At 71.2% G+C, this 19486-nt stretch carries 20 protein-coding genes; 15 read left to right on the top strand and 5 right to left on the bottom strand.

What is annotated here, in order from left to right:
• Positions 1-67 precede the first annotated feature (67 nt).
• Positions 68-1138, top strand: coding sequence for a DUF917 domain-containing protein (locus tag ABZX12_RS30855; protein WP_355698888.1), 1071 nt, complete (start codon positions 68-70; stop codon positions 1136-1138).
• Positions 1135-2673: a helix-turn-helix domain-containing protein gene (locus tag ABZX12_RS30860; protein ID WP_355698890.1), complete on the top strand. Its 1539-nt coding sequence runs from the start codon at positions 1135-1137 to the stop codon at positions 2671-2673. The genes ABZX12_RS30855 and ABZX12_RS30860 overlap by 4 nt, the downstream gene beginning before the upstream one ends.
• Here the strand turns inward: ABZX12_RS30860 and ABZX12_RS30865 are convergent.
• The 3 genes from ABZX12_RS30865 to ABZX12_RS30875 are packed head-to-tail and all read right to left on the bottom strand — an operon-like array spanning position 2663 to position 5687.
• Complete coding sequence (locus ABZX12_RS30865; RefSeq protein ID WP_355698892.1) at positions 2663-3625, bottom strand: aldo/keto reductase; 963 nt, start codon at positions 3623-3625, stop codon at positions 2663-2665. The genes ABZX12_RS30860 and ABZX12_RS30865 overlap by 11 nt on opposite strands.
• Positions 3625-4374: an SDR family oxidoreductase gene (locus ABZX12_RS30870; RefSeq protein ID WP_355698894.1), complete on the bottom strand. Its 750-nt coding sequence runs from the start codon at positions 4372-4374 to the stop codon at positions 3625-3627. Before ABZX12_RS30870 ends, ABZX12_RS30865 begins: the two co-directional genes overlap by 1 nt.
• The gene (locus ABZX12_RS30875; RefSeq protein ID WP_355698896.1) at positions 4371-5687 is read right to left on the bottom strand and encodes an L-fuconate dehydratase; all 1317 of its coding nucleotides are present in this window, start codon (positions 5685-5687) and stop codon (positions 4371-4373) included. The genes ABZX12_RS30870 and ABZX12_RS30875 overlap by 4 nt, the downstream gene beginning before the upstream one ends.
• Before the next feature lie 265 nt (positions 5688-5952).
• Between ABZX12_RS30875 and folP the strand changes: the two genes are divergently transcribed.
• Genes folP through ABZX12_RS30900 form a run of 5 tightly spaced genes read left to right on the top strand, consistent with a single transcriptional unit; the run spans position 5953 to position 9795 of the window.
• Positions 5953-6765, top strand: coding sequence for a dihydropteroate synthase (gene folP / locus ABZX12_RS30880; RefSeq protein WP_355699071.1), 813 nt, complete (start codon positions 5953-5955; stop codon positions 6763-6765).
• Positions 6765-7490: a pyrimidine reductase family protein gene (locus ABZX12_RS30885; RefSeq protein ID WP_355698898.1), complete on the top strand. Its 726-nt coding sequence runs from the start codon at positions 6765-6767 to the stop codon at positions 7488-7490. The genes folP and ABZX12_RS30885 overlap by 1 nt, the downstream gene beginning before the upstream one ends.
• 3 nt (positions 7491-7493) lie before the next feature.
• The gene (locus ABZX12_RS30890) at positions 7494-8195 is read left to right on the top strand and encodes a class III extradiol dioxygenase subunit B-like domain-containing protein (protein WP_355698900.1); all 702 of its coding nucleotides are present in this window, start codon (positions 7494-7496) and stop codon (positions 8193-8195) included.
• Position 8196: 1 nt separating this feature from the next.
• The gene (locus ABZX12_RS30895) at positions 8197-8814 is read left to right on the top strand and encodes a TetR/AcrR family transcriptional regulator (RefSeq protein ID WP_355698902.1); all 618 of its coding nucleotides are present in this window, start codon (positions 8197-8199) and stop codon (positions 8812-8814) included.
• A gap of 45 nt (positions 8815-8859) precedes the next feature.
• Positions 8860-9795 (top strand): alpha/beta fold hydrolase, encoded by a 936-nt coding sequence (locus tag ABZX12_RS30900; RefSeq protein WP_355698904.1) that lies wholly within the window; start codon positions 8860-8862, stop codon positions 9793-9795.
• A gap of 7 nt (positions 9796-9802) precedes the next feature.
• On the opposite strand, the gene ABZX12_RS30905 is transcribed toward ABZX12_RS30900, so the two are convergent.
• The gene (locus ABZX12_RS30905; protein WP_355698906.1) at positions 9803-10447 is read right to left on the bottom strand and encodes a hypothetical protein; all 645 of its coding nucleotides are present in this window, start codon (positions 10445-10447) and stop codon (positions 9803-9805) included.
• Between the two features lie 18 nt (positions 10448-10465).
• The gene (locus tag ABZX12_RS30910) at positions 10466-11443 is read right to left on the bottom strand and encodes an iron-siderophore ABC transporter substrate-binding protein (RefSeq protein ID WP_355698908.1); all 978 of its coding nucleotides are present in this window, start codon (positions 11441-11443) and stop codon (positions 10466-10468) included.
• 78 nt (positions 11444-11521) lie between these two features.
• Between ABZX12_RS30910 and ABZX12_RS30915 the strand changes: the two genes are divergently transcribed.
• The 8 genes from ABZX12_RS30915 (at position 11522) to egtD (ending at position 19469) form a co-directional block, all read left to right on the top strand.
• Positions 11522-12538, top strand: coding sequence for an iron ABC transporter permease (locus ABZX12_RS30915; RefSeq protein ID WP_355698910.1), 1017 nt, complete (start codon positions 11522-11524; stop codon positions 12536-12538).
• A 32-nt stretch (positions 12539-12570) separates the two neighbouring features.
• Positions 12571-13599 carry an iron chelate uptake ABC transporter family permease subunit gene (locus ABZX12_RS30920; RefSeq protein ID WP_355698912.1) on the top strand — a complete coding sequence of 343 codons (1029 nt, stop codon included), beginning with the start codon at positions 12571-12573 and terminating at the stop codon, positions 13597-13599.
• Entirely contained in the window at positions 13599-14372 is a 774-nt protein-coding gene (locus ABZX12_RS30925; RefSeq protein WP_355698914.1) for an ABC transporter ATP-binding protein, read from the top strand. Before ABZX12_RS30920 ends, ABZX12_RS30925 begins: the two co-directional genes overlap by 1 nt.
• Positions 14369-15022: a (2Fe-2S)-binding protein gene (locus tag ABZX12_RS30930; RefSeq protein ID WP_355698915.1), complete on the top strand. Its 654-nt coding sequence runs from the start codon at positions 14369-14371 to the stop codon at positions 15020-15022. The genes ABZX12_RS30925 and ABZX12_RS30930 overlap by 4 nt, the downstream gene beginning before the upstream one ends.
• 160 nt (positions 15023-15182) lie before the next feature.
• Positions 15183-16412 carry a glutamate-cysteine ligase family protein gene (locus ABZX12_RS30935; protein WP_355698917.1) on the top strand — a complete coding sequence of 410 codons (1230 nt, stop codon included), beginning with the start codon at positions 15183-15185 and terminating at the stop codon, positions 16410-16412.
• Positions 16409-17746, top strand: coding sequence for an ergothioneine biosynthesis protein EgtB (egtB, locus tag ABZX12_RS30940; RefSeq protein ID WP_355698919.1), 1338 nt, complete (start codon positions 16409-16411; stop codon positions 17744-17746). The genes ABZX12_RS30935 and egtB overlap by 4 nt, the downstream gene beginning before the upstream one ends.
• A complete protein-coding gene (gene egtC, locus ABZX12_RS30945; protein ID WP_355698921.1) occupies positions 17746-18507 on the top strand; it encodes an ergothioneine biosynthesis protein EgtC in 762 nt (253 codons plus the stop codon). Before egtB ends, egtC begins: the two co-directional genes overlap by 1 nt.
• Complete coding sequence (gene egtD, locus ABZX12_RS30950; protein ID WP_355698923.1) at positions 18504-19469, top strand: L-histidine N(alpha)-methyltransferase; 966 nt, start codon at positions 18504-18506, stop codon at positions 19467-19469. The genes egtC and egtD overlap by 4 nt, the downstream gene beginning before the upstream one ends.
• The last annotated feature ends 17 nt before the right edge of the window (positions 19470-19486 follow it).

Raw genomic sequence — 19486 nt, forward strand, 5'->3', positions numbered from 1 at the left:
GTGATCCGCGCGGCCGGTTTGGCGCGTTTGCTGAGTGCTGCAGGTCCGCCGGTGGCAGGATCGGCGCATGAGCACGGTCGTCCGAGAGCAGGATCTGACGGCGCTTGTCGTCGGGGTCACGCTGCTCGGCTCCGGTGGTGGGGGCGACACGGGCGCTTTCGGCCGGATGCTGCGTCGGCAGCTCGGTGCGGGAGAGTTGGTTCTGCGCGACGCCACCGACGTACCCGATGTCTCGGTGAGTCCGATCGGCGTGGTGGGAGCGACCAGTGTGTTGATGGAGAAGCTGCCGGGCGGTGGTGAGTTCGACGCCGCGGTGCGGGCCGTCAGCCGGTGGACGGGGACCGAGGTCACCGGCCTGATGCCGCTCGAAGCGGGTGGGCTGAACGGGCTGACGCCGTTGATCGCCGCCCTGGATCTGGGCCTCCCGGTGGTCGACGCGGACCTGATGGGGCGGGCGCTGCCGCGGCTCGATCAGTTCTCTTGGGCAGTCGCGGGCCGCCCGCTGACTCCGTGTGCACTCAGTGAGCCGAGCGGTCAGGTGATCGTCGTGGACAACGTCGACGCCGCCGGCCTCGAGCGGGCCGTGCGGAGCTTCGTCGCCCAGACCGGTGGGTGGGCCGTGCTCGCGCTGGCACCGACAGCGGTGGGGGCCGCGACCGCGGACGCCGTACAGGGGAGCCTGACCCGGGCGTTGGCTCTCGGACGAGCCCATGCCGCCCTCGACTCCGACACCACGCCTTCTGTGGTTGCCGCGGGTCTCGGTGGACGGCTGCTCGGCGCCGGGCGGGTCGAGGAGGTCGCCCGTCATCTCATCGCCGACGGTGGCGCCGCCTTCGGTCGCGGCAGCGTGTGCGTGGTCGATGCCGGCAGCCGTGCGGTCATCAGGATCGAGACCGAGAACGAGTACCTGCTCGCGCTGGTCGACGGCATACCGGTCGTCACCACACCGGACCTGCTCTGCGTGCTCGATCGCCGGACGCTCCAGCCGATCGCGGTGGACGCCATCCGCACCGGCGACGAGGTCGTGGTGGTGGCGCTGCCAGGGCCTGCCTGGTGGCGGCGGCCCGACCGGCTCGCCCACGTCGGCCCGCAGGCGTTCGGGCTGTCGTGTCCGCCGCAACTGCTGGAAGCGTCATGACAGACCTGGGGCCGACGCTGGCCGCGATGCTCAGCTCGCCGGGCTGGAACGACGTGGTCGTCCTCGCCGCCACGGCGATCCGGGAGCCTCGTCTGACCGGCTCCCAGGTGGTGCTGGAGGTCTCTGCGCATCCGGAGCAGCTGCACGGACGGTTGCTCGTCGTACTGCTGGCAGATGACCACGCGGACTGGCGGATCGACGCACTGATCAGCAGGGCCTCCGCTGCCGGCGCGGGTGCGTTGCTGCTTGCGGGTGTGGAGCCTTTGGGGCGCGGTGCGCAGCTCCTGGCGGAGCGGCTGCAGCTGCCCGTGCTGGGCTGCCCGGACCCGCTGGCAGCGCACGAGTACCTGCGTCGCGTGACAGCTGAGCCGGAGGTGCTCCGGTCGGACTTGGTACTGCGAGCTGTCTCGGCGCTGCGGCGCGCGGGCGGCGACCTCAACGCGGTACTGCGGACCACGGCCGACGCACTGGACCGGCCGGTCACGTTGGCGGGAGCTGACGGCGGGACGCTGGCCGGTGAGCCATTGGAGCCGGACGAACGTACGGCGCTGGCGACGGCCCTGCCACGGGTGCCTGTGGCATGGGCCGCGCCGTACCGCGTCGACCTCCCCAGCGGCGCCGTACTGCTTGCGGTTGCTGTGCTCGGCGCCGGGCCGGTGTGCTGGCTGGTGGCGCGGCTGCCCGGTGCGGTGCCGGCCGAGGTCGCCGCCGTGCCTGACGTGCTCAGCGTTGTCGCACCGGCGGTCGGTGAGCGTATGGCGCTCAGACGGCTGGAGCTGGAGCGGGACGCACGTCAGCGGACGTCGTTGCTCGGTGAGCTGCTCCACGGCGAGCCGTCGGAGGCGACGCGGCGGCGTGCGGTGGATCTCGGCTGGCAGCTCGACGGCTGGCACACCGGGATCCGGATCGGGACCGAGGGACAAGTTGACGTCGCCGGTCGGCGAGCCGATGTGGTGGAGGCGTTCGACGCCGAAGGACTAGGGGCTGTTGTGGTCGAGCAAGGCGACGGCTGGTCCGCGTGGATCACCGCTGTCCGGGAACCGACGGCAACCGAGGTGCAGCAGCAGGCCGCCGCGATCCGGCGGGTCCATCGACGACTGGTGCAGACCGTGGACGCGTACGTCGGCGTCGGGCGGGTGCAGCCGGGGCCGAGCGGAATCGCCACGACGCTGGCCGAAGCGGGCGACGCGGCCGGCCTTGCGCGCGGGCGTGCCGAGACCGGCCGGTTCCTGCACGTGGACCGGCTCGGCCTGGCGCAGCTCCTGCTGGCCTGGACCCGCACCGACACGTTCCAGCCCGCCGCGCGGGCCCTACTGGCTCCGATCAAGGACCAGCCCGGAGATCTCGTCACCACACTGGCTGTCTACCTGGACACGGAATCCTCCGTGGCCGAAACAGCCGCAGTGCTGGGCATCCACCGCAACACCGCCGCCGCCCGGATCGCCAAGATTCAGCACCTCCTGGGCGTAGACCTCACCAACCCGGACGAACGGCTGGCCCTGCACCTGGCCTCCCGCACAACCCCTACGGAGTAGGTGCGTCCTCGCGGAGGAGGCCGGCCGACTTCAGGTCCGACCAGAGTGCGGTGGGAACTTCCGTGCGGGCCAGGGCCGCGTTGGTGTGAACCTCTTCGGCGTTGCGGCAGCCGACGGCGATGCCGGCGACGGCTGGGTGTGCCAACGGGAACGCGAGAGCTGCTGCAGGCAGCGTGGTGCCGTGCGACTCACAGATGTCCGCGAGCCTGTTCGCCTTGTCGATCAGCGACTGCGCCGCGGGCTCGTAGTTGAACGTGGTCCCGGCCGCGGGCCGCGGCTGCGACATCAACCCGGAGTTGAAGACGCCCACGGCAACCACCTGTACGTCGTTCTCCACGCAGGCCGGCAGGACGTCGTCGAGGCCGTCGGGGTCGATCAACGTGTAGCGCCCGGCCAGCATGATCACGTCGATGTCGATCTCGCGCACGAACCGGGTCAGCATCGCCGACTGGTTCATCCCGGAGCCGATCGCGCCGATCACGCCCTGCTCGCGCAGCTCGATCAGCGTCGGGAACGCGGTCGCGACCGCCTCCTCGAAGTGGTCGTCCGGGTCGTGCACGAACACCACGTCCAGCCGGTCGGTCCCGATCCGCCGCAGCGAGTCCTCGATGCTCTGCAGGACGCCGTCCCGCGAGAAGTCCCAGCGCCGGCGCCGCGTCGTACTGACGTCGAATCCCTCGTCGTCGGTGGCGGCGTCGGAGGCCTCGTAGATGATCCGCCCGACCTTGCTCGACAACACGTACTCGTCCCGCGGCCGGGATCGCAGGCCGAGGCCGAGTCGTTCCTCCGCGAGCCCGAGACCGTAATGCGGGGCGGTGTCGAAGTACCGCCAGCCCTCCTCCCACGCCGCGTCCACGGCGGCGACGGCGTCCGTCTCGTGCACCTCGCCGAGCAGGTTACCCAGCGGCGCACCGCCGAGCCCGATGCGCTGACCGTCCGGAAAGAGCTTCATCAGCGCGCCGCCGGAAGCCGCAGGTTCTGCATGCCGCCGTCGACCGCGAGCGCCGTACCGGTCGTCGAACCCGACAGCGGGCTGGCCAGGTAGACGATCGCCTGCGCGACCTCGGCGGCCGACACCAGCCGGCCCATCGGCTGCCGTGCCTCGAGCGCGGCACGCTCCGCGGCCGGGTCCGCCGCGACGTCGAGCAGCCGCCCGACCCACGGCGTGTCCGCCGTACCGGGGTTCACGCAGTTGACCCGGATCCCTTCACGCACGTGGTCCGCGGCCATCGCCATCGTCAGCGCGAGGACGGCGCCCTTGCTCGCCGAGTACAACGCGCGGTTCGGCAGGCCGGCGGTCGCGGCGATCGAGCAGGTGTTGACGATCGCGGCCGCGTCCGACTTGCGCAGGTACGGCAGCGCGGCCCGGGTCACGCGCGCGATGCCGACCACGTTCACGTCCAGCACGCGGTGCCATTCGTCGTCGTCGTTCGCGGTCACGTTGCCCTGCGCGCCGATGCCGGCGTTGTTCACCACGATGTCGATCCCGCCGAGCTGCAGCGCGGCAGCCGCGACCGCGTCCCGCACCGAGCCGTCGTCGGTGACGTCGGCGGCGATCCCGGTCAGCGGCGCGGCGACCTCCGGCTTCAGGTCGAACACGACCACCTGGGCGCCGCGGGCGGCGAGCAGTTCGGCGGCCGCGAGCCCGATCCCCGAGGCGCCTCCGGTGACAACCGCGCGGAGGCCGGCGAAATCAGTCACTTCTTCTCCTTGGTCAGGTCGGTCCAGATCTTGCCACCCGGGAACCGGAAGTCGGTCAGCGTCTCGGCGTCCAGCTCGGCGCCGAACCCGGGCCGCACCGGCGCCACGTAGTGCCCGTCCCGGATCACCACCGGGTCCAGGAAGTGCTCGTGCAGGTGGTCCACGAACTCGATCACCCGGTCGTCCATCGATCCGCTCACCGCGACATAGTCGAACATCGACAGGTGCTGGACCAGCTCACACAGTCCTACCCCGCCCGCGTGCGGGCACACCGGTACGCCGAACTTCGCCGCCAGCAGGAGGTTGGCGATGTTCTCGTTCACGCCGGCCACCCGGGCCGAGTCCAGCTGCAGGACCGACAGCGACCCGGCCTGCAGCATCTGCTTGAACACCACCCGGTTCTGCACGTGCTCACCCGTCGCGACGCGAATCGGCGCGATGGCGCGAGCGATCGCCGCGTGCCCGAGGATGTCGTCCGGGCTGGTCGGTTCCTCGACCCACCAGACGTCGTACGGCGCCAGCGCCTCGACCCAGCGGATCGCCTCCGCGACGTCCCAGCGCTGGTTCGCGTCGACCGCGATCCGGATGTCCGGGCCGACCGCCTCGCGGGCCAGCCGCATCCGGCGGATGTCGTCGTCCAGGTTCGCGCCGACCTTGAGCTTGATCTGGGTGAACCCTTCGGCGACGGCCTCGTGGCAGAGCCGGACCAGCTTCGCGTCGTCGTACCCGAGCCAGCCGGGCGTCGTCGTGTACGCCGGGTATCCGCGTTCGCGCAGGACTGCCTCCCGCTCGGCGCGACTGGCCTCGGCCTTGCGCAGGATGTCCAGCGCCTCTTCCGGCGTCAGCGCGTCGGTGAGGTACCGGAAGTCGACCAGGTCGACGATCTGCTCCGGCGTCAGGTCCGACAGCAGCTTCCACAGCGGGACGCCGGCACGCTTGGCGGCGAGGTCCCACACCGCGTTGACGACCGCGCCGATCGCCATGTGCATGACGCCCTTCTCGGGGCCGAGCCAGCGCAGCTGCGAGTCGTGCACGAGCGACTTCCAGAAGCCGCCGAGGTCGGTGAGCGTGGCGTCCAGGTCGAGCCCGAGGACGTGGTCGCGGAGCGCCTCGATCGCGGTCGTCTGGATGTCGTTGCCGCGGCCGATCGTGAACGCGAACCCGTGTCCCTCCAGCCCGTCCCCGGCGTCGGTCCGCAGGATCACGTACGCCGCGGAGTAGTCCGGGTCGGTGTTCATCGCGTCGGAGCCGTCCAGGTCCAGCGACGTGGGGAAGCGGACGTCGTACGTCTCGAACTCGGTGAATCGTGGCATCGAGGACCCGATCTGCTGCGGTGGGCGGTCTGTCGGGACGGATCCTATAGGATATGTGGCACGCGCGATAGATCGGCCCGGACCTGCAGCGCTCACCAAGTCGCCGCCGCGGATGCGGAGCACGCTCGGCACACCCTTGGCGGCAGGCCGGAGCGGGGGTTGGTGAGTGGCTCACGTCCGCCCCGTTAGAGTCGTTGGCGTGACGACGGGCGACGGAGTGCTCCGGCTGGGCAGCCGGTCGTTCGGTGTGGACGAGTTCGCCCTGATGGCGATCGTCAACCGGACCCCGGACTCGTTCTTCGACCGCGGCGCCACCTACGCGACCGACGCGGCGTACGCGGCGATCGACAAGGCGGTCGCCGAGGGCGCCGACCTGGTCGACATCGGCGGTGTGAAGGCCGGGTACGGCGAGCCGGTCAGCGAGGACGAGGAACTGCGCCGGACCGTGGACTTCGTGGCCGGTATCAGGGCCCGCCACCCGGCGCTCGTGATCAGCGTGGACACCTATCGCAGCGGAGTCGCCCGGCAAGTGGCCGCAGCCGGAGCGGATCTGATCAACGACACCTGGGCGGGCGCCGATCCCGACCTGGTGCATGCCGCCGCCGAAGCCGGCGCCGGCCTGGTCTGCAGCCATGTCGGAGGTCTCTCGCCGCGCACCGACCCGCACCGGATGGCGTACGACGACGTGGTCGCGGACGTGATCCGTACGACGACGTCGCTCGCGGAGCGGGCGCTCGCCGCCGGTGTCCGGCGGGACGGCATCCTGATCGACCCGACGCACGACTTCGGCAAGAACACGTTGCAGTCGCTGGAGTTGACCCGCCGCCTGGACGAACTCACGGCGACCGGCTGGCCGGTGCTGGTCGCGGTGTCGAACAAGGACTTCATCGGCGAGACCCTCGAACTGCCGCCGGGGCAGCGCGGCAACGGGACTCTCGCCGCGCTCACCGTCTCCGCCTGGCTCGGTGCCCGGGTGTTCCGCGTGCACGACGTCCCGGCCGCCCGGCAGGCCCTCGACTTCATCGCCGTACTGCGTGGCACGGCGCAGCCCGCCGGAACCCGAAGGAGCCTGGCCTGATGCGTCTGCTCGACGAGCTCAGCGACGAGGAACTGATCGCGGTCTACGAGGTCGCGGACCGGAGCGTGCCGCACCTGCGCGCGAACTTCGTCAGCAGCCTGGACGGCGCGGTCGAGATCGACGGGCAGTCGAAGGCGCTGTCGAGCGACTCCGACAGCCGGGTGTTCAGCATGATCCGGCGGCTCGCCGACGTCGTCCTGGTCGGCGCCGGGACGATCCGCGACGAGGGGTACAACCCGCTCAAGCTGTCCGCGAAGGCCCGCGAGTGGCGGACCGCGGCCGGGCTCGCCGAGAACCCGACGCTCGCGATCGTGTCCTCGCGGCTCGAGCTGAGCCCGGTCAACCCGGTGTTCAGGTCCGCCGTCCGGCCGATCGTGGTGACGCACGCGGCCGCGCCGCCGGACCGGCGGGAAGCGCTGGAGGAGGTGGCCGAGGTGCTCGTCCTCGGCGAGGCCGAGGTCGACCTGCCGGCGGTCGTCGAAGAGTTCTCCGGGCGGGGGTTGCAGCAGATCCTGTCCGAGGGCGGGCCGCATCTGCTGGGTGCCCTGACCCATGCCGACCTGGTCGACGAGCTGTGCCTGGCGTTGGCGCCGATGCTGGCCGGGCCGGGATCGGGCCGCATCACTGCCGGCCCGCCGTCGACGCTGACCCGCAGGATGAAGCTGGGCTCGAGACTGGTCGCCTCCGACGACTACCTGTTCTTCCGCTACCTCCGGGAGGCCTGACCCGTGCCCGTCGTAGCCGCCGCGGTGTGCCCGCACCCACCGCTGCTGATCCCCCAGGTGGCCTCCGGCGCCGCCGCTGACCTCGACCCGCTCCGAGCCGCCTGCCTGGCCGCGATCGAAGCGCTCGCAACAGCAACCACCGTCCTGGTCGTCGGCTCGATCCCCGCGGGCGCCCCTGTCTTCCCGCGGGTGTACGGCGCCGACGCAGGTGGCTCGTTCGGGGCCTACGGGGCGCCTGGTGTGCGGTTCGGGGCCGGGCCGGAGGTTCTGCCGTTGTCGCTGGCGGTCGGTGGCTGGTTGCTCGAGCAGTCGAAGGCGGCGTCGCTGCCGCGTACGTACTGGGCCGTGCCGACGGACGCCGTGCCGGGCGAGTGCGTCCGGCTCGGCCGGGAGATTGCTGACGGCAACGATCGGGTCGGTCTGCTGGTGATGGGCGACGGCTCGGCGCGCCGCAGCGAGCATTCGCCGGTGCACCTGCACCCGCGCGCCGAGATCTTCGACACCACGGTCGCGAAAGCCCTGCAGCACAAGGATCTCGACGTCCTCGAGGCCCTCGACCCGGACCTGGCCGGCGAGTTGCAGGCCGCCGGCCGCGCGCCGTGGCAGGTGCTCGCCGGAGCCCTCGCGGGGACGCCGTTGTCGGGCGATCTCCGCTACGAGGCGGCGCCGTACGGCGTCGGGTACTTCGTCGCGAGCTTCACCTGAGATGACCGATTCACCTGACCCGTCCGGGGAGCGTGCCGGGTATCGGCGCTCGGCGAAGTCGCCCCGAGGTGAGGCCCGGCGGCGTGAGCTGCTGGACAAGGTGGCCGACGAGCTCGGGACCAACGGGCTCGTCGACTTCTCGCTCCGCCGGGCGGCGCGCGCGGCCGGTACGACGCACAAGGTTCTGCTGTACCACTTCGACGGGCCCGAGGACCTGCTCACCCAGGCGGTCCTGCAGCTGCGCGAGCGCCGGATCGACCGTGCCTTGGCCGCCGCGGGGGAGGGCGACGGCCGGTCGCTGGCGGACCGGGTCCGTTCGATGTGGCCGACGCTGGTCGGCGCAGAGTCGTGGGTGCTCGACCAGGCGATCGGGCTCGCGATGTACGACGCCGGGCGGTACGCCGACCTCGCCCGGTCGGCCTCGCATCAGTACCTGCCGGCGTTGCTGTCGCTGTGCCCGGGGGACTGGGACGAGCAGCGCAAGACCGAGGTGGCCGAGCTGATCCTCGCGACGCTGCGCGGCTTCCTGATCGAGTGGCGGACGAGCGGCGACGCGGCCGGGATCGAGGCCGGCTTCGCGGCGCTGGTCCGCGCCCTCGACCGCGAGGAGCGGCCCTAGGCCCTGTCCTGGACAGTTTTGCGAACCGCGTGGTTCACTTCTGGTATGCGCGAGAAGGTGAGCTTCACGAGTGGCGGGGTCACGTGCGCGGCCTGGCACTACCCCGGCGCCAACGGCGGGTGTGTGGTGATGACGGGCGGTTTCGGCGTCACGAAGGAGCCGGGCACGGACCGGTTCGCGGAGCGGTTCGCCGCGGCCGGGTTCGGTGTCCTGGCGTTCGACCACCGGAACTTCGGCGAGAGTGCCGGTGAGCCGCGACAGGTCGCCCGGGTGTCCGATCAGCTGGCCGACTGGCGCGCCGCGATCGCCTACGCCAAGACGCTTCCGGGTGTCGAGCGGGTGGCGATCTGGGCGTTCTCACTCCCCGGCGGATACATCGTGCAGCTCGCCTCGGAAGATGTCGGGATCGCCGCCGCGATCGCCCAGTCCGCCAACGTCGACGGCCCGACCGTGACCCGCAACGCCTCGCGCTACCAGACTCCCGGCAGCGCGCTCCGGCTGATCGGCCGCAGCCTGCTCGACCTGGCCGGCGGTCTGTTCGGCCGGCCGGCCCGTCTGGTGGACCTCGCCGGGCCGCCCGGCACGGTGGCGCTTCTCAACACCCCCGACGCCCAACTGAGCGACGCGACCCTCAACCCGGACAACCGCTATCCCGAGTGGCAGCAGTCGATCGCAGCTCGCTCTGTGTTCCCGGCAGCGCTCTACCGCCCGCTGAAGTACGCGCCTGCTGCCCGCTGCCCGGTGCTGTACGTCGTGTGCGCTGACGACCAGTCAGCCCTGGCAGCCCCGACACTGAAAGCCGCCGCCAGCACTCCGAAGGCCGAGCTGCTGACAGTCCCGGGCAACCACTACGCGCCCTTCCTTGCCGCGCATGATCAGGTCGTCGACGCAGAGCTGGCGTTCCTCACCCACCACGTCCTCTCCGAAGACGAAACGCGGCCGGCCGCCGAGGACTCTCCGGAAACCCAAACCGCACCCTGATCACCTGCTACGCGGACTCGACCGGGATCTCTGGCCAGCGGGGCGCCGTGCCGGCGAGGTCCTCGCGGCCCGCGGCGCGTAGTTGCTCCACCAGTTCGTCGCGGGCAACTCGTACCGCGGCGACCGCGTCGTCGGACGTGGCGTGCGGGCCGGACCAGTTGCACACCGCGTCCCCGGCGTACCAGTCACCCGTGGCGGAGCGGCGTACGTGGGCCGTCGCCAGCCGTGCGGCAGGCAGAGGGCGGTCGGCGAGCTGCACGACCGCGTCGACGGCGATCACGTCGGCGGACAGGTCGAGAAGCGGTCGCAGCTCGACCGCGTCCGTGAGGACGAACTCGTACCCCGCCGGCGCGTGCTCTCCCAACCAGGCGAGCGCCTCCTGCGCCGTGTCGTGCAGCAGGCGGGCGTTGTCCGGATCCGCGAGCGTGTGGACTCCGCACATCCGCGTGTGCGTCGGCCGCAACTCGTTCTGCCAGAGCCGGACCTGCAACTCGTCCCGCCCCGACAACCGCCGCCCGAGAATCCGTGCCAGCCCGACCACGTCGAAGTTCAGCTCGTCAGCCGTCCGCCGCCGCCCCGGCACCGTCGGCTCACCGGGCCGCGTCCCCCGGGCAGTCCACGGACCGACGTGCCACCGCGCGAGAGCCGTCATACCCCCGACACTAATCGGTCAGCCGGCCTTGACCGGTGCCGGGACGTCGAAGCTTTCGGCGAGGTCGGTGAGGATGGACCAGGCGCCCTGGAGGCCGACGCCGGTCATCCAGGTGGTGTCGGAGACCTCGTGGACCTTGGGGGCCAGCGGCTTCCACAGCGGGTTCGCCTTGAACTGGGCGGCGGTCTTCTGGCCGAGGCCCTTCTCGTCGGCGTAGACGGTGACGAAGATCGCGTCCGCGTCAGCGTCCTTGATCCGCTCCGGGCTGATCTCCAGCGCGAAGTCGTCGACGTCCTGCGACTTCGGGCGGGCCAGGCCGGCGTCCTGCAGGACGATGCCGGAGAAGCTCTTCTTCTGGTACAGCCGGGTCGGGCCGTCGACGAACCGGGTGACCGAGATCGTCGGGTTGCCCGCCTTGGCGTTGATCGCGTCGCCGACGGTCTTGGCCGCCTTCTCGTACGCCGTGATCTCCTGCTCGGCGAGCGCCTCCTGGCCGAGCGCCTTGGCCTCCAGCCGGATGTTGGCCTTCCAGGTCGGGCCGGTGGTCTCGGACATGATCGTCGGCGCGATCTTGGACAGCTGCTCGTACTGCTTCTCGTGCCGGACCTTCGCGGTGACGATCAGGTCCGGGTCCAGCTCGGCGATCTTCTCCAGGTTCGGCTCGGCGAGCGTGCCGACCGCCTGCGCCTCGGAGCCGTACGTCGTCCGGTCGTCGCCGAGGTAGTCCGGCAGGCTGCCCTTGATGCTGCGGTACTCGGTGTAGCCGACAACCGGCGTGTCGAGGATCAGCGTGGCGTCGACGAAGCTGGCGTCGAGTGCGACCACGCGCTTCGGCTTCGCCGGGATCTCGGTGCTGCCCATCGCATGCTCGATCGTGCGCGGGAACCCGTCGGACGCGCCGGCGGCGTCCGGGGAGTCCTCGTCCCGGGACCCGCCGCAGGCGGTGAGGGCGAGGGCGGCGACAGCGAGCAGGGCGGTGATGCGGGGCAGGCGCACAGACGTCTCCAAGCAACCGGATCAGGCAACGGGATAAGGTGACTCACGACCTCAGCGAAGTAAGGCAAACCTAACCATATGTCCTCCGCCGCTCCCACTGCGAGCCTGGCCGTCCGGCGTACCGCGGCACTCCTGGCCCTGGTCGTCGTTCTGGTGCTCGCGTTCGCCGCGAGCCTCGCGCTCGGCTCGCGCTGGCTCGGACCGGGCGCGGTCTGGCACGCCCTCGCTGCGGACTCCGGGTCGGACGCCGACGTGATCGTGCGCAGCCTGCGATTCCCGCGCACGACGGTCGCGGTCCTCATCGGGCTCTGTCTCGGGATCGCCGGCGCGTTGATGCAAGGACACACCAGAAACGCGCTGGCCGAGCCGGGCATCTTCGGCGTGAGCTCCGGCGCGGCGTTCGCCGTGGTGCTCGGACTCCAGCTCGGTCTGGTCGAGTCGGTGTCGTCGACCGTCTGGGTCGCGCTGATCGGCGCACTGATCGCCACCTTCGCCGTACAGCAACTGGCCTCGCGCGGCTCCGGCGCCACGCCCGTCGGCCTGGCGCTGACCGGTGCAGCGGTCGCCGCACTGCTCGGCGCGCTCACCTCCGCGATCGTTCTCCTCGACGCCGACACTCTCGACAGCTACCGATTCTGGGCGGTCGGATCGGTGGCCGGCCGCGGGCTGGATGTCGCCGCTCAGGTGCTGCCGTTCGCCGTCGTCGGACTGCTGCTCGCCGCCGTCAACGCCCGTGACCTCGACCTGCTTGCCCTCGGCGACGACGTGGCGGCGGGTCTCGGCCTCTCCGTTCGCCGGGCCCGGCTCGTCGGACTGGCAGCGATCGGCCTGCTGACCGCCGCCGGTGTCGCGGCGTGCGGTCCGATCGGATTCCTCGGCCTGCTCGCCGGCCACGTCGCGCGCCGGATCTTCGGGGCCCGCAACAGCTGGCTGATCCCGGCCGCGGGTGTCATCGGCGCGACCGCGCTGGTGCTCGCGGACCTCGTCGGCCGTCTCGTCGGCGGCGCGGGCGAGGTCCAGGCAGGCGTCGTCCTCGGCATCGTCGGCGCTCCGATGTTCGTCCTCGTCGTACGCCGCCGGGCGGTGGCGCTGTGAAATCTGTGAAATCTGTGAGATCTGTGAGATCTGTGAGGTCACGGACGGTCGTCCTCAGCATCCTGTTCGCGGCGCTCGCGGTCCTGATCGCGCTGGTCTCGCTGAGCGTGGGTACGACGAAGCTCCCGCTCGCCGACGTGGTCGAGGTACTCCTCGGCGGCGGTCGTCGCGGCACGCGGCTCGTGGTGCTGGAGCTGCGGCTGCCACGCGTTGCGACCGGGCTGCTGGTCGGCATGGCGTTCGCGGTGTCCGGTGCCCTGTTGCAGACGTTGTCACGCAACCCGCTCGCCAGCCCGGACATCGTCGGCGTGAACTCCGGCGCGTCCGCCGGGGCGGTCGCCGTGATCGTGCTCGCCGGCACCGGCGGTGGCAACATCTCCGGCGTCGCGGCCAAGGTCGGGATCCCGTTGGCGGCTGTTCTCGGCGGACTGCTCGCCACGCTGGTCGTCGGCGCGCTGTCGGTCCAGCGCGGCGTGGTGGACGCGGGCAGGGTGGTGCTGATCGGCGTCGGCGTCGCGGCCGCGGCGAACTCGCTCGTCGCCTGGCTGCTGGTAGTCGGTGACGTGAACGACGCGGGCCGGGCCGCCGCCTGGTTGGCCGGATCCTTGAACGCGCGCACCTGGAGCGACGCGATCCCGGTGCTGATCGCCGTCGTGCTGCTGTTGCCGGTGACAATGATGTTCAACCGGGACCTGTCCGCGCTGGTGCTCGGTGACGACGTGGCGTCGTCGCTCGGCGTCCGGGTGGCGCGGATCCGGCTGGCGTTGCTGGTGATCGCGACGGTGCTGGCGGCGATGGCGACCGCAGGCGCCGGTCCGATCGCGTTCGTCGCGCTGGTGGCGCCGCAGGTCGCGCTGCGGCTCACCCGGACGGAACGGCCGCCCCTGCTGACCACGGCGATGCTCGGCGCACTGTTCGTCGTCCTGGCTGACCTGTTGGCGCGGAACGGGCTGCACTGGGCGCACGTCGGCCCGTACGAGTTGCCTGTCGGCGTGGTCACGGCCGCGTGCGGAGCGCCGTACCTGCTTCATCTCATCGGTCGCCAGCAGAAGGGACGCTAGTGCACGTCGAGAACCTGACCCTCGCGTACGACGCTGATGTGCCGGTGGTCGACGGCCTGACGCTGGAGGTGCCGTCCGGTCAGCTGACTGCGGTCGTCGGGCCGAACGGATCCGGCAAGTCGACCCTGCTGCGCGGGATGAGCAGACTGCTCGCTCCGCAGAGCGGACGTGTGCTGCTGGACGGCAAGGACATCTACCAACTGCCTGCGCGCGAACTTGCCCGCAAGCTCGGTGTCCTGCCGCAAGGGCCGGTCACACCGGAGGGGATCACCGCTGCCGAGTTGGTGTCGCGTGGACGGCATCCGCATCGCGGTCTGTTCGGGAGGCTCACCAGTGATGACGATGCCGCGATCAACGACGCACTGCGGGCAGTTGAGCTGACAGAGCTCCGTGACCGGTCGGTCGACCAGCTGTCCGGCGGTCAGCGTCAGCGGGTGTGGATCGCGATGGTGCTCGCGCAGGGGACGCAGCACCTGCTGCTGGACGAGCCGACGACGTACCTCGACCTCGCGCATGCCGTGGACGTGATGAACGTGGTCCACGCTGCAGCCACGTCCGGACGGACCGTTGTGGCCGTGCTGCACGACCTCACCCTCGCAGCCCAGTACGCCGACCACCTGGTCGTGATGGGGGAGGGGCGGATCGCCGCGCAGGGCCGCCCGGTCGACGTACTGACCGCGGACTTGCTGGCCGAGGTGTTCGGGCTGAAGGCGACTGTTGTCGAGGTCGGCGGCGCACCGGTCGTCGTACCGGATCGTAGGCTGGCTGGATGACCTGCACCGTGGGCCGTCTGGCGGGCGTACTGGCTGACTCGGTCAGCTGGCTGTCTGTGAGTACGGCGGCGCGTGGCCCGGGCTGGGTTTCGTGTGCGGAGTTGATCGCGGAGCAGGAAGCCGGCGGCGACCCGACGCTGGCGTGGCGCTCGGCTGCGGCCGCCGACTACGCGCGGGACTACGGGATCGAGCCGCCGGTGCAGGTCGCGGCCATGTTCACGCTGATGTGGTACGTCCAGGTGCCGTCTCTGGTCGCCGGGGTCATCGGGGCGGTGACAGGTTTCTCGCCTGAGGTTTCACCGGCGGCCCTCGCGTTCAAGCGACACCCGGTGGCGCACTACCCGGCTGAGGTGGCGCTGCTGTCCGACGCGGTCGTGCCGGTCGAGGAGGCGGCTGCACAGCACACGGCCCACGTCAGCGCGTTCCTCGACTGGTACCGCCCCGGCGTCAAGCTGGGGTCGTTGCAGCGGTTCGGGGCGGCGGACGACGAGGTGCGGGCGGCGATCCGGCTACCGGAGGACGCGCTGTACGCCGACCGGGCCGCGGCGGCGTTCGGGGTGTCGCTGGAGGAGAAACTGCGGACGTCCTGCTGCTACTTCTACGTGTTGCCGAACGTGACCGCCTGTACCACCTGCCCCCGGTTTCGCTGAGAGCGAACCTCCGGGATGGCGAGGTTGTCCGGATCCGGCCGGAAAGTGTCGGTGGCCTCGGGAAGCATGCTCGGCATGAGTCCCAACGCACCCCAGACGTCACCGATGGGTAATTTCCGGTCGGTTGTCCAGCCCTGGACCCGGAGCTAGGTTCGCTGACGTGACCTCGTCCGGTGGTTCTCCGGCGACGACCCCGATCGGCTCCCGGGCCGAGGCGGAGGGTTACGTCGCGATGGTCTGTTTCAAGCACGGTCCACCACGACTGTTCGGCGTCGAGTTGGAGTGGACGGTGCATCACGCGGATGACCCGCACCGGCCGCTCGACGCCGGCCGACTGAGCAAGGCCCTGGGCGTGCACGCCCCGGCGACCCTGGTGCGAGGCAGTCCGCAGCTGCCGCTGAGCCGGGGCGCCCTGGTCACCGTGGAGCCGGGTGGCCAGGTGGAGATCTCCGGCCCCGCGGCGGACTCGATCCCGCGGCTGATCGAGGACACCGCCGCCGACGCCGCCGAGCTGACGGCGCTTCTGCTGGACGCGGATCTGGTTCCGGGCGACTACGGCCTGGACCCTTTCCGCACGCCGCGCCGCATCCTCACCGTCCCGCGGTACGCCGCAATGGAACACGCCTTCCAGCGGCTCGGACCGCACGGGCCGCGAATGATGTGCAGCACCGCCGGCCTGCAGATCTGCCTCGATGCCGGCGAGGTGGACCAGACCGCACTGCGCTGGCGCGCGCTGCACGACCTCGGCCCCGCGCTGGTCGGCCTGTTCGCCAACTCCCGGCGCCGGGCGGGCGCGGACACCGGCTGGGCCTCGGCCCGCACGCAGGCGACCTTCGGCACCTGCGCCCCGTTCACCGAGCCGCCGCCGCTCGACGCCGACCCGGCCGCGGCCTGGGTCCGCACTGCCATGGAGGCGCCGGTGCTCTGCCTGCGGCGGGGCGACACCTGGGACGCACCGTCCGGGCTGACGTTCGGAGCGTGGGCGGACGGGCTGGCGGATGGACAGGTTCCCGACAGGCCGACGTACGACGACCTCGACTACCACCTGTCCACGCTCTTCCCGCCGGTCCGTCCGCGCGGGTATCTCGAAGTGCGCTACCTCGACGCGCAGCCGGGCGACGGGTGGATCGCCCCGACCCTGCTGCTCACCGCGCTGATGTCGGCTCCGATCGACCAGGTGCTGGCCGCGGCCGAGCCCGCCGCCGGGCGCTGGTTCCCGGCGGCCCGCGAAGGCCTGAAGGACTCCCTGGTCCGGCGGGCCGCGCGCGACGTGGTCGCCCTGGGCACCGAGGTCATGGACCGGACCGGCGCGGATCCCGATCTCGTCGCTGCCGTCGCGACCCGGCTGCAGCGCATCGTCGACACCACCCACGGAAGGCGAGCTTCATGAACCACCAACTGTCCGACCTGTCGCCCGAAGGCCTGCGGGCGTTCGTCGGTGAACAGCTCGAGCGCTCGCGGGCGCGGACGGTCCAGCTGACCGACGCGGTCGACACCGACGACCTGGTCAAGCAGCACTCCAGACTCATGTCGCCACTGGTCTGGGACTACGCGCACGTCGGCAACCAGGAGGAGCTCTGGCTGGTCCGTGACGTCGGCGGCCGCGAGCCGCTGCGCCAGGACATCGACGAGCTGTACGACGCGTTCCAGCACGCGCGCGCCGACCGCCCGTCGCTGCCGCTGCTCGGGCCGGCCGAAACCCGCGTCTACGTGAACGAAGTGCGCGACAAGGTGCTGGACGTGCTCGACCACGTGAAGTTCGACAACGGCCGGGAGCTCGTGGACAACGCGTTCGCGTTCGGCATGATCGCGCAGCACGAGCAGCAGCACGACGAGACGATGCTGGCCACCCACCAACTGCGCGAGGGTGCTCCGGTGCTGGACGCGCCGCCGCCTCCCGCAGGCCGGCCGTTGCCGTCGGCCGAGGTGTTCGTGCCGGGCGGCGTGTTCGAGATGGGGACGTCGATCGAGCCGTGGGCGCTCGACAACGAGCGGCCCGCGCACGCCGTCCACGTGCAGCCGTTCGTGATCGACACGGTGCCGGTGACGAACGGGGACTACCTGCGGTTCGTGCTCGGCGGCGGATACTCCGATCCGCAGTGGTGGTCCGAGGCCGGGTGGGCACACGTGCAGAAGGCCGCGCTGGTCGCGCCGCGGTTCTGGTCACCGGCCGACGGCGAGTGGTGGCGGCTGCGCTTCGGGCACCGGGAGCTGTTGCCGCTGGACGAGCCGGTCATGCACGTCTGCTTCTACGAGGCGGAGGCGTATGCGAAGTGGGCCGGGAAGCGGCTGCCGACCGAGGAGGAGTGGGAGTTCGCGGCCCGGTTCGACCCGGAGAGCGGGCGGACGCGGCGGTTCCCGTGGGGTGACGAGTCGCCGGGTCCGCAGCACGCGAACCTGGGGCAGCGGCACCTGCGGCCGGCCCCGGTCGGCGCGTATCCGGCGGGTGCTTCGCCGCTCGGCCTGGAGCAGCTGATCGGCGATCTGTGGGAGTGGACGTCGAGCGACTTCTGCGGCTACCCGGGGTTCCGCGCCTGGCCGTACGACGAGTACTCGCTGGTCTTCTTCGGGCCCGACTACAAGGTGCTCCGCGGCGGCTCGTTCGGCACCGACGAGGTCGTTGCCCGCGGCACCTTCCGGAACTGGGACTACCCGATCCGCCGGCAGATCTTCGCCGGCTTCCGGTGTGCGCGCGACCCGCGCCCCGAGGAGTTGCACGCCTGATGTGCCGCCACCTGGCCTACCTGGGTCCGCCCGTCACGCTCGCCTCGCTGGTGCTGGAGCCGGAGCATTCGCTCTACGAGCAGAGCTGGGCGCCGGCGGACATGCGCGGCGGCGGATCGGTCAACGCCGACGGCTTCGGCATCGGCTGGTATCCCGAACGGGACGCGGCCGTGTCCGGCGGGCCGGTGCGCTACCGGCGCGACGTACCGATCTGGACCGACGAGAACCTGCCCGGTCTGGCCGGCACGATCCGCTCCGGCGCCGTCCTGGCCGCCGTCCGGAACGGGACCGTCGGCATGCCGTACGGTCAGTCCGCGGTCGCGCCGTTCGCGTCGGACCACTGGCTGTTCAGCCACAACGGGCGCATCCCCGGCTGGCCGGAGGCGACGCTCAAGCTGGCCGAGCAGCTACCGGTCGCCGATCTGCTGAGCCTCGGCGCGCCGATCGACTCGGTGTTCCTGTGGGCCCTGATCACCCATCAGCTCGCGGAGGGGGTGCCTCCGGCGGACGCGATCGCCGCGGTCGTGCACGAGGTGGAGACGCTCGCGCCGGGATCGCGGCTGAACATCCTGCTCACCGACGGCGAACAACTCGTCGCCACCGCCTGGACCCACTCTCTGCACGTACGCCGGACCGCCGACTCCGTGACCGTCGCCTCCGAGCCGTTCGGCGCGGGCGACTGGACCGCCGTACCGGACCGCTCGCTGCTCGTGGCCACCGCCACCACAGTGCAGATCACCCGCATGGAAGGACAAGCGTGACCCTCATAGACGTACACCTGACGCCGGACTACGCCGCTCGGGCTCTGCGGGAGGACGTTCGGGCAGGGCTGACGGCCACCCCCAAGTGGTTGCCGCCGAAGTGGTTCTACGACGCGCGGGGGAGTGAGCTGTTCGAGGAGATCACGCGTCTGCCGGAGTATTACCCGACCCGCGCCGAGCGGGAGATCCTGGACGCGCGCGCCGGGGAGATCGCGGCGATCACCGGCGCGCACACGCTGGTCGAGCTCGGGTCCGGGTCGTCGGAGAAGACCCGGCTGCTGCTCGACGGGCTCCGCGACCACGGCACGCTCACGTCGTTCGTCCCGCTCGACGTGTCGGAGTCCGCGCTGCGGGACGCCGCCGACGCCATCAACGCCGACTACCCAGGCCTCGAGGTCCACGGCGTGGTCGGCGACTTCACCGCCCACCTCGACAAACTGCCGGGCGATCCGCCGCGGGTGGTCGCGTTCCTCGGCGGCACGATCGGCAACCTGATCCCGGCAGAGCGCGAGGCGTTCTACCGCTCGGTCCGCGAGGTGCTCGAGCCGGGCGAGTCCTTGCTGCTCGGCACCGACCTCGTGAAGGACCCCGCCACGCTGGTCGCGGCGTACGACGATGCGGCCGGCGTCACCGCCGAGTTCAACAAGAACGTGCTGCGGGTGATCAACCGGCAGCTCGGCGCGGACTTCGACGTGGACGCCTTCGAGCACGTGGCGATCTGGGACGCGGACAACGAGTGGATCGAGATGCACCTGCGCGCTACCCGCGCGCTGCGGGTGCTGATCCCGGAGATCCACCTCGAGGTCACGTTCGACGAGGGCGAGGAGATCAGCACCGAGATCTCCGCCAAGTTCCACCGCTCCGGCGTCGAGGCCGAGCTCGACAAAGCGGGCTTCACCCCGGCCGCATGGTGGACCGACGGCGAAGCCCGCTTCGCACTGTCACTCTGGCAGGCTGTCTAGCTGCTGTTAGCTGCCTG

Source organism: Kribbella sp. NPDC003505 (assembly GCF_040610875.1).
Taxonomy (GTDB): domain Bacteria; phylum Actinomycetota; class Actinomycetes; order Propionibacteriales; family Kribbellaceae; genus Kribbella.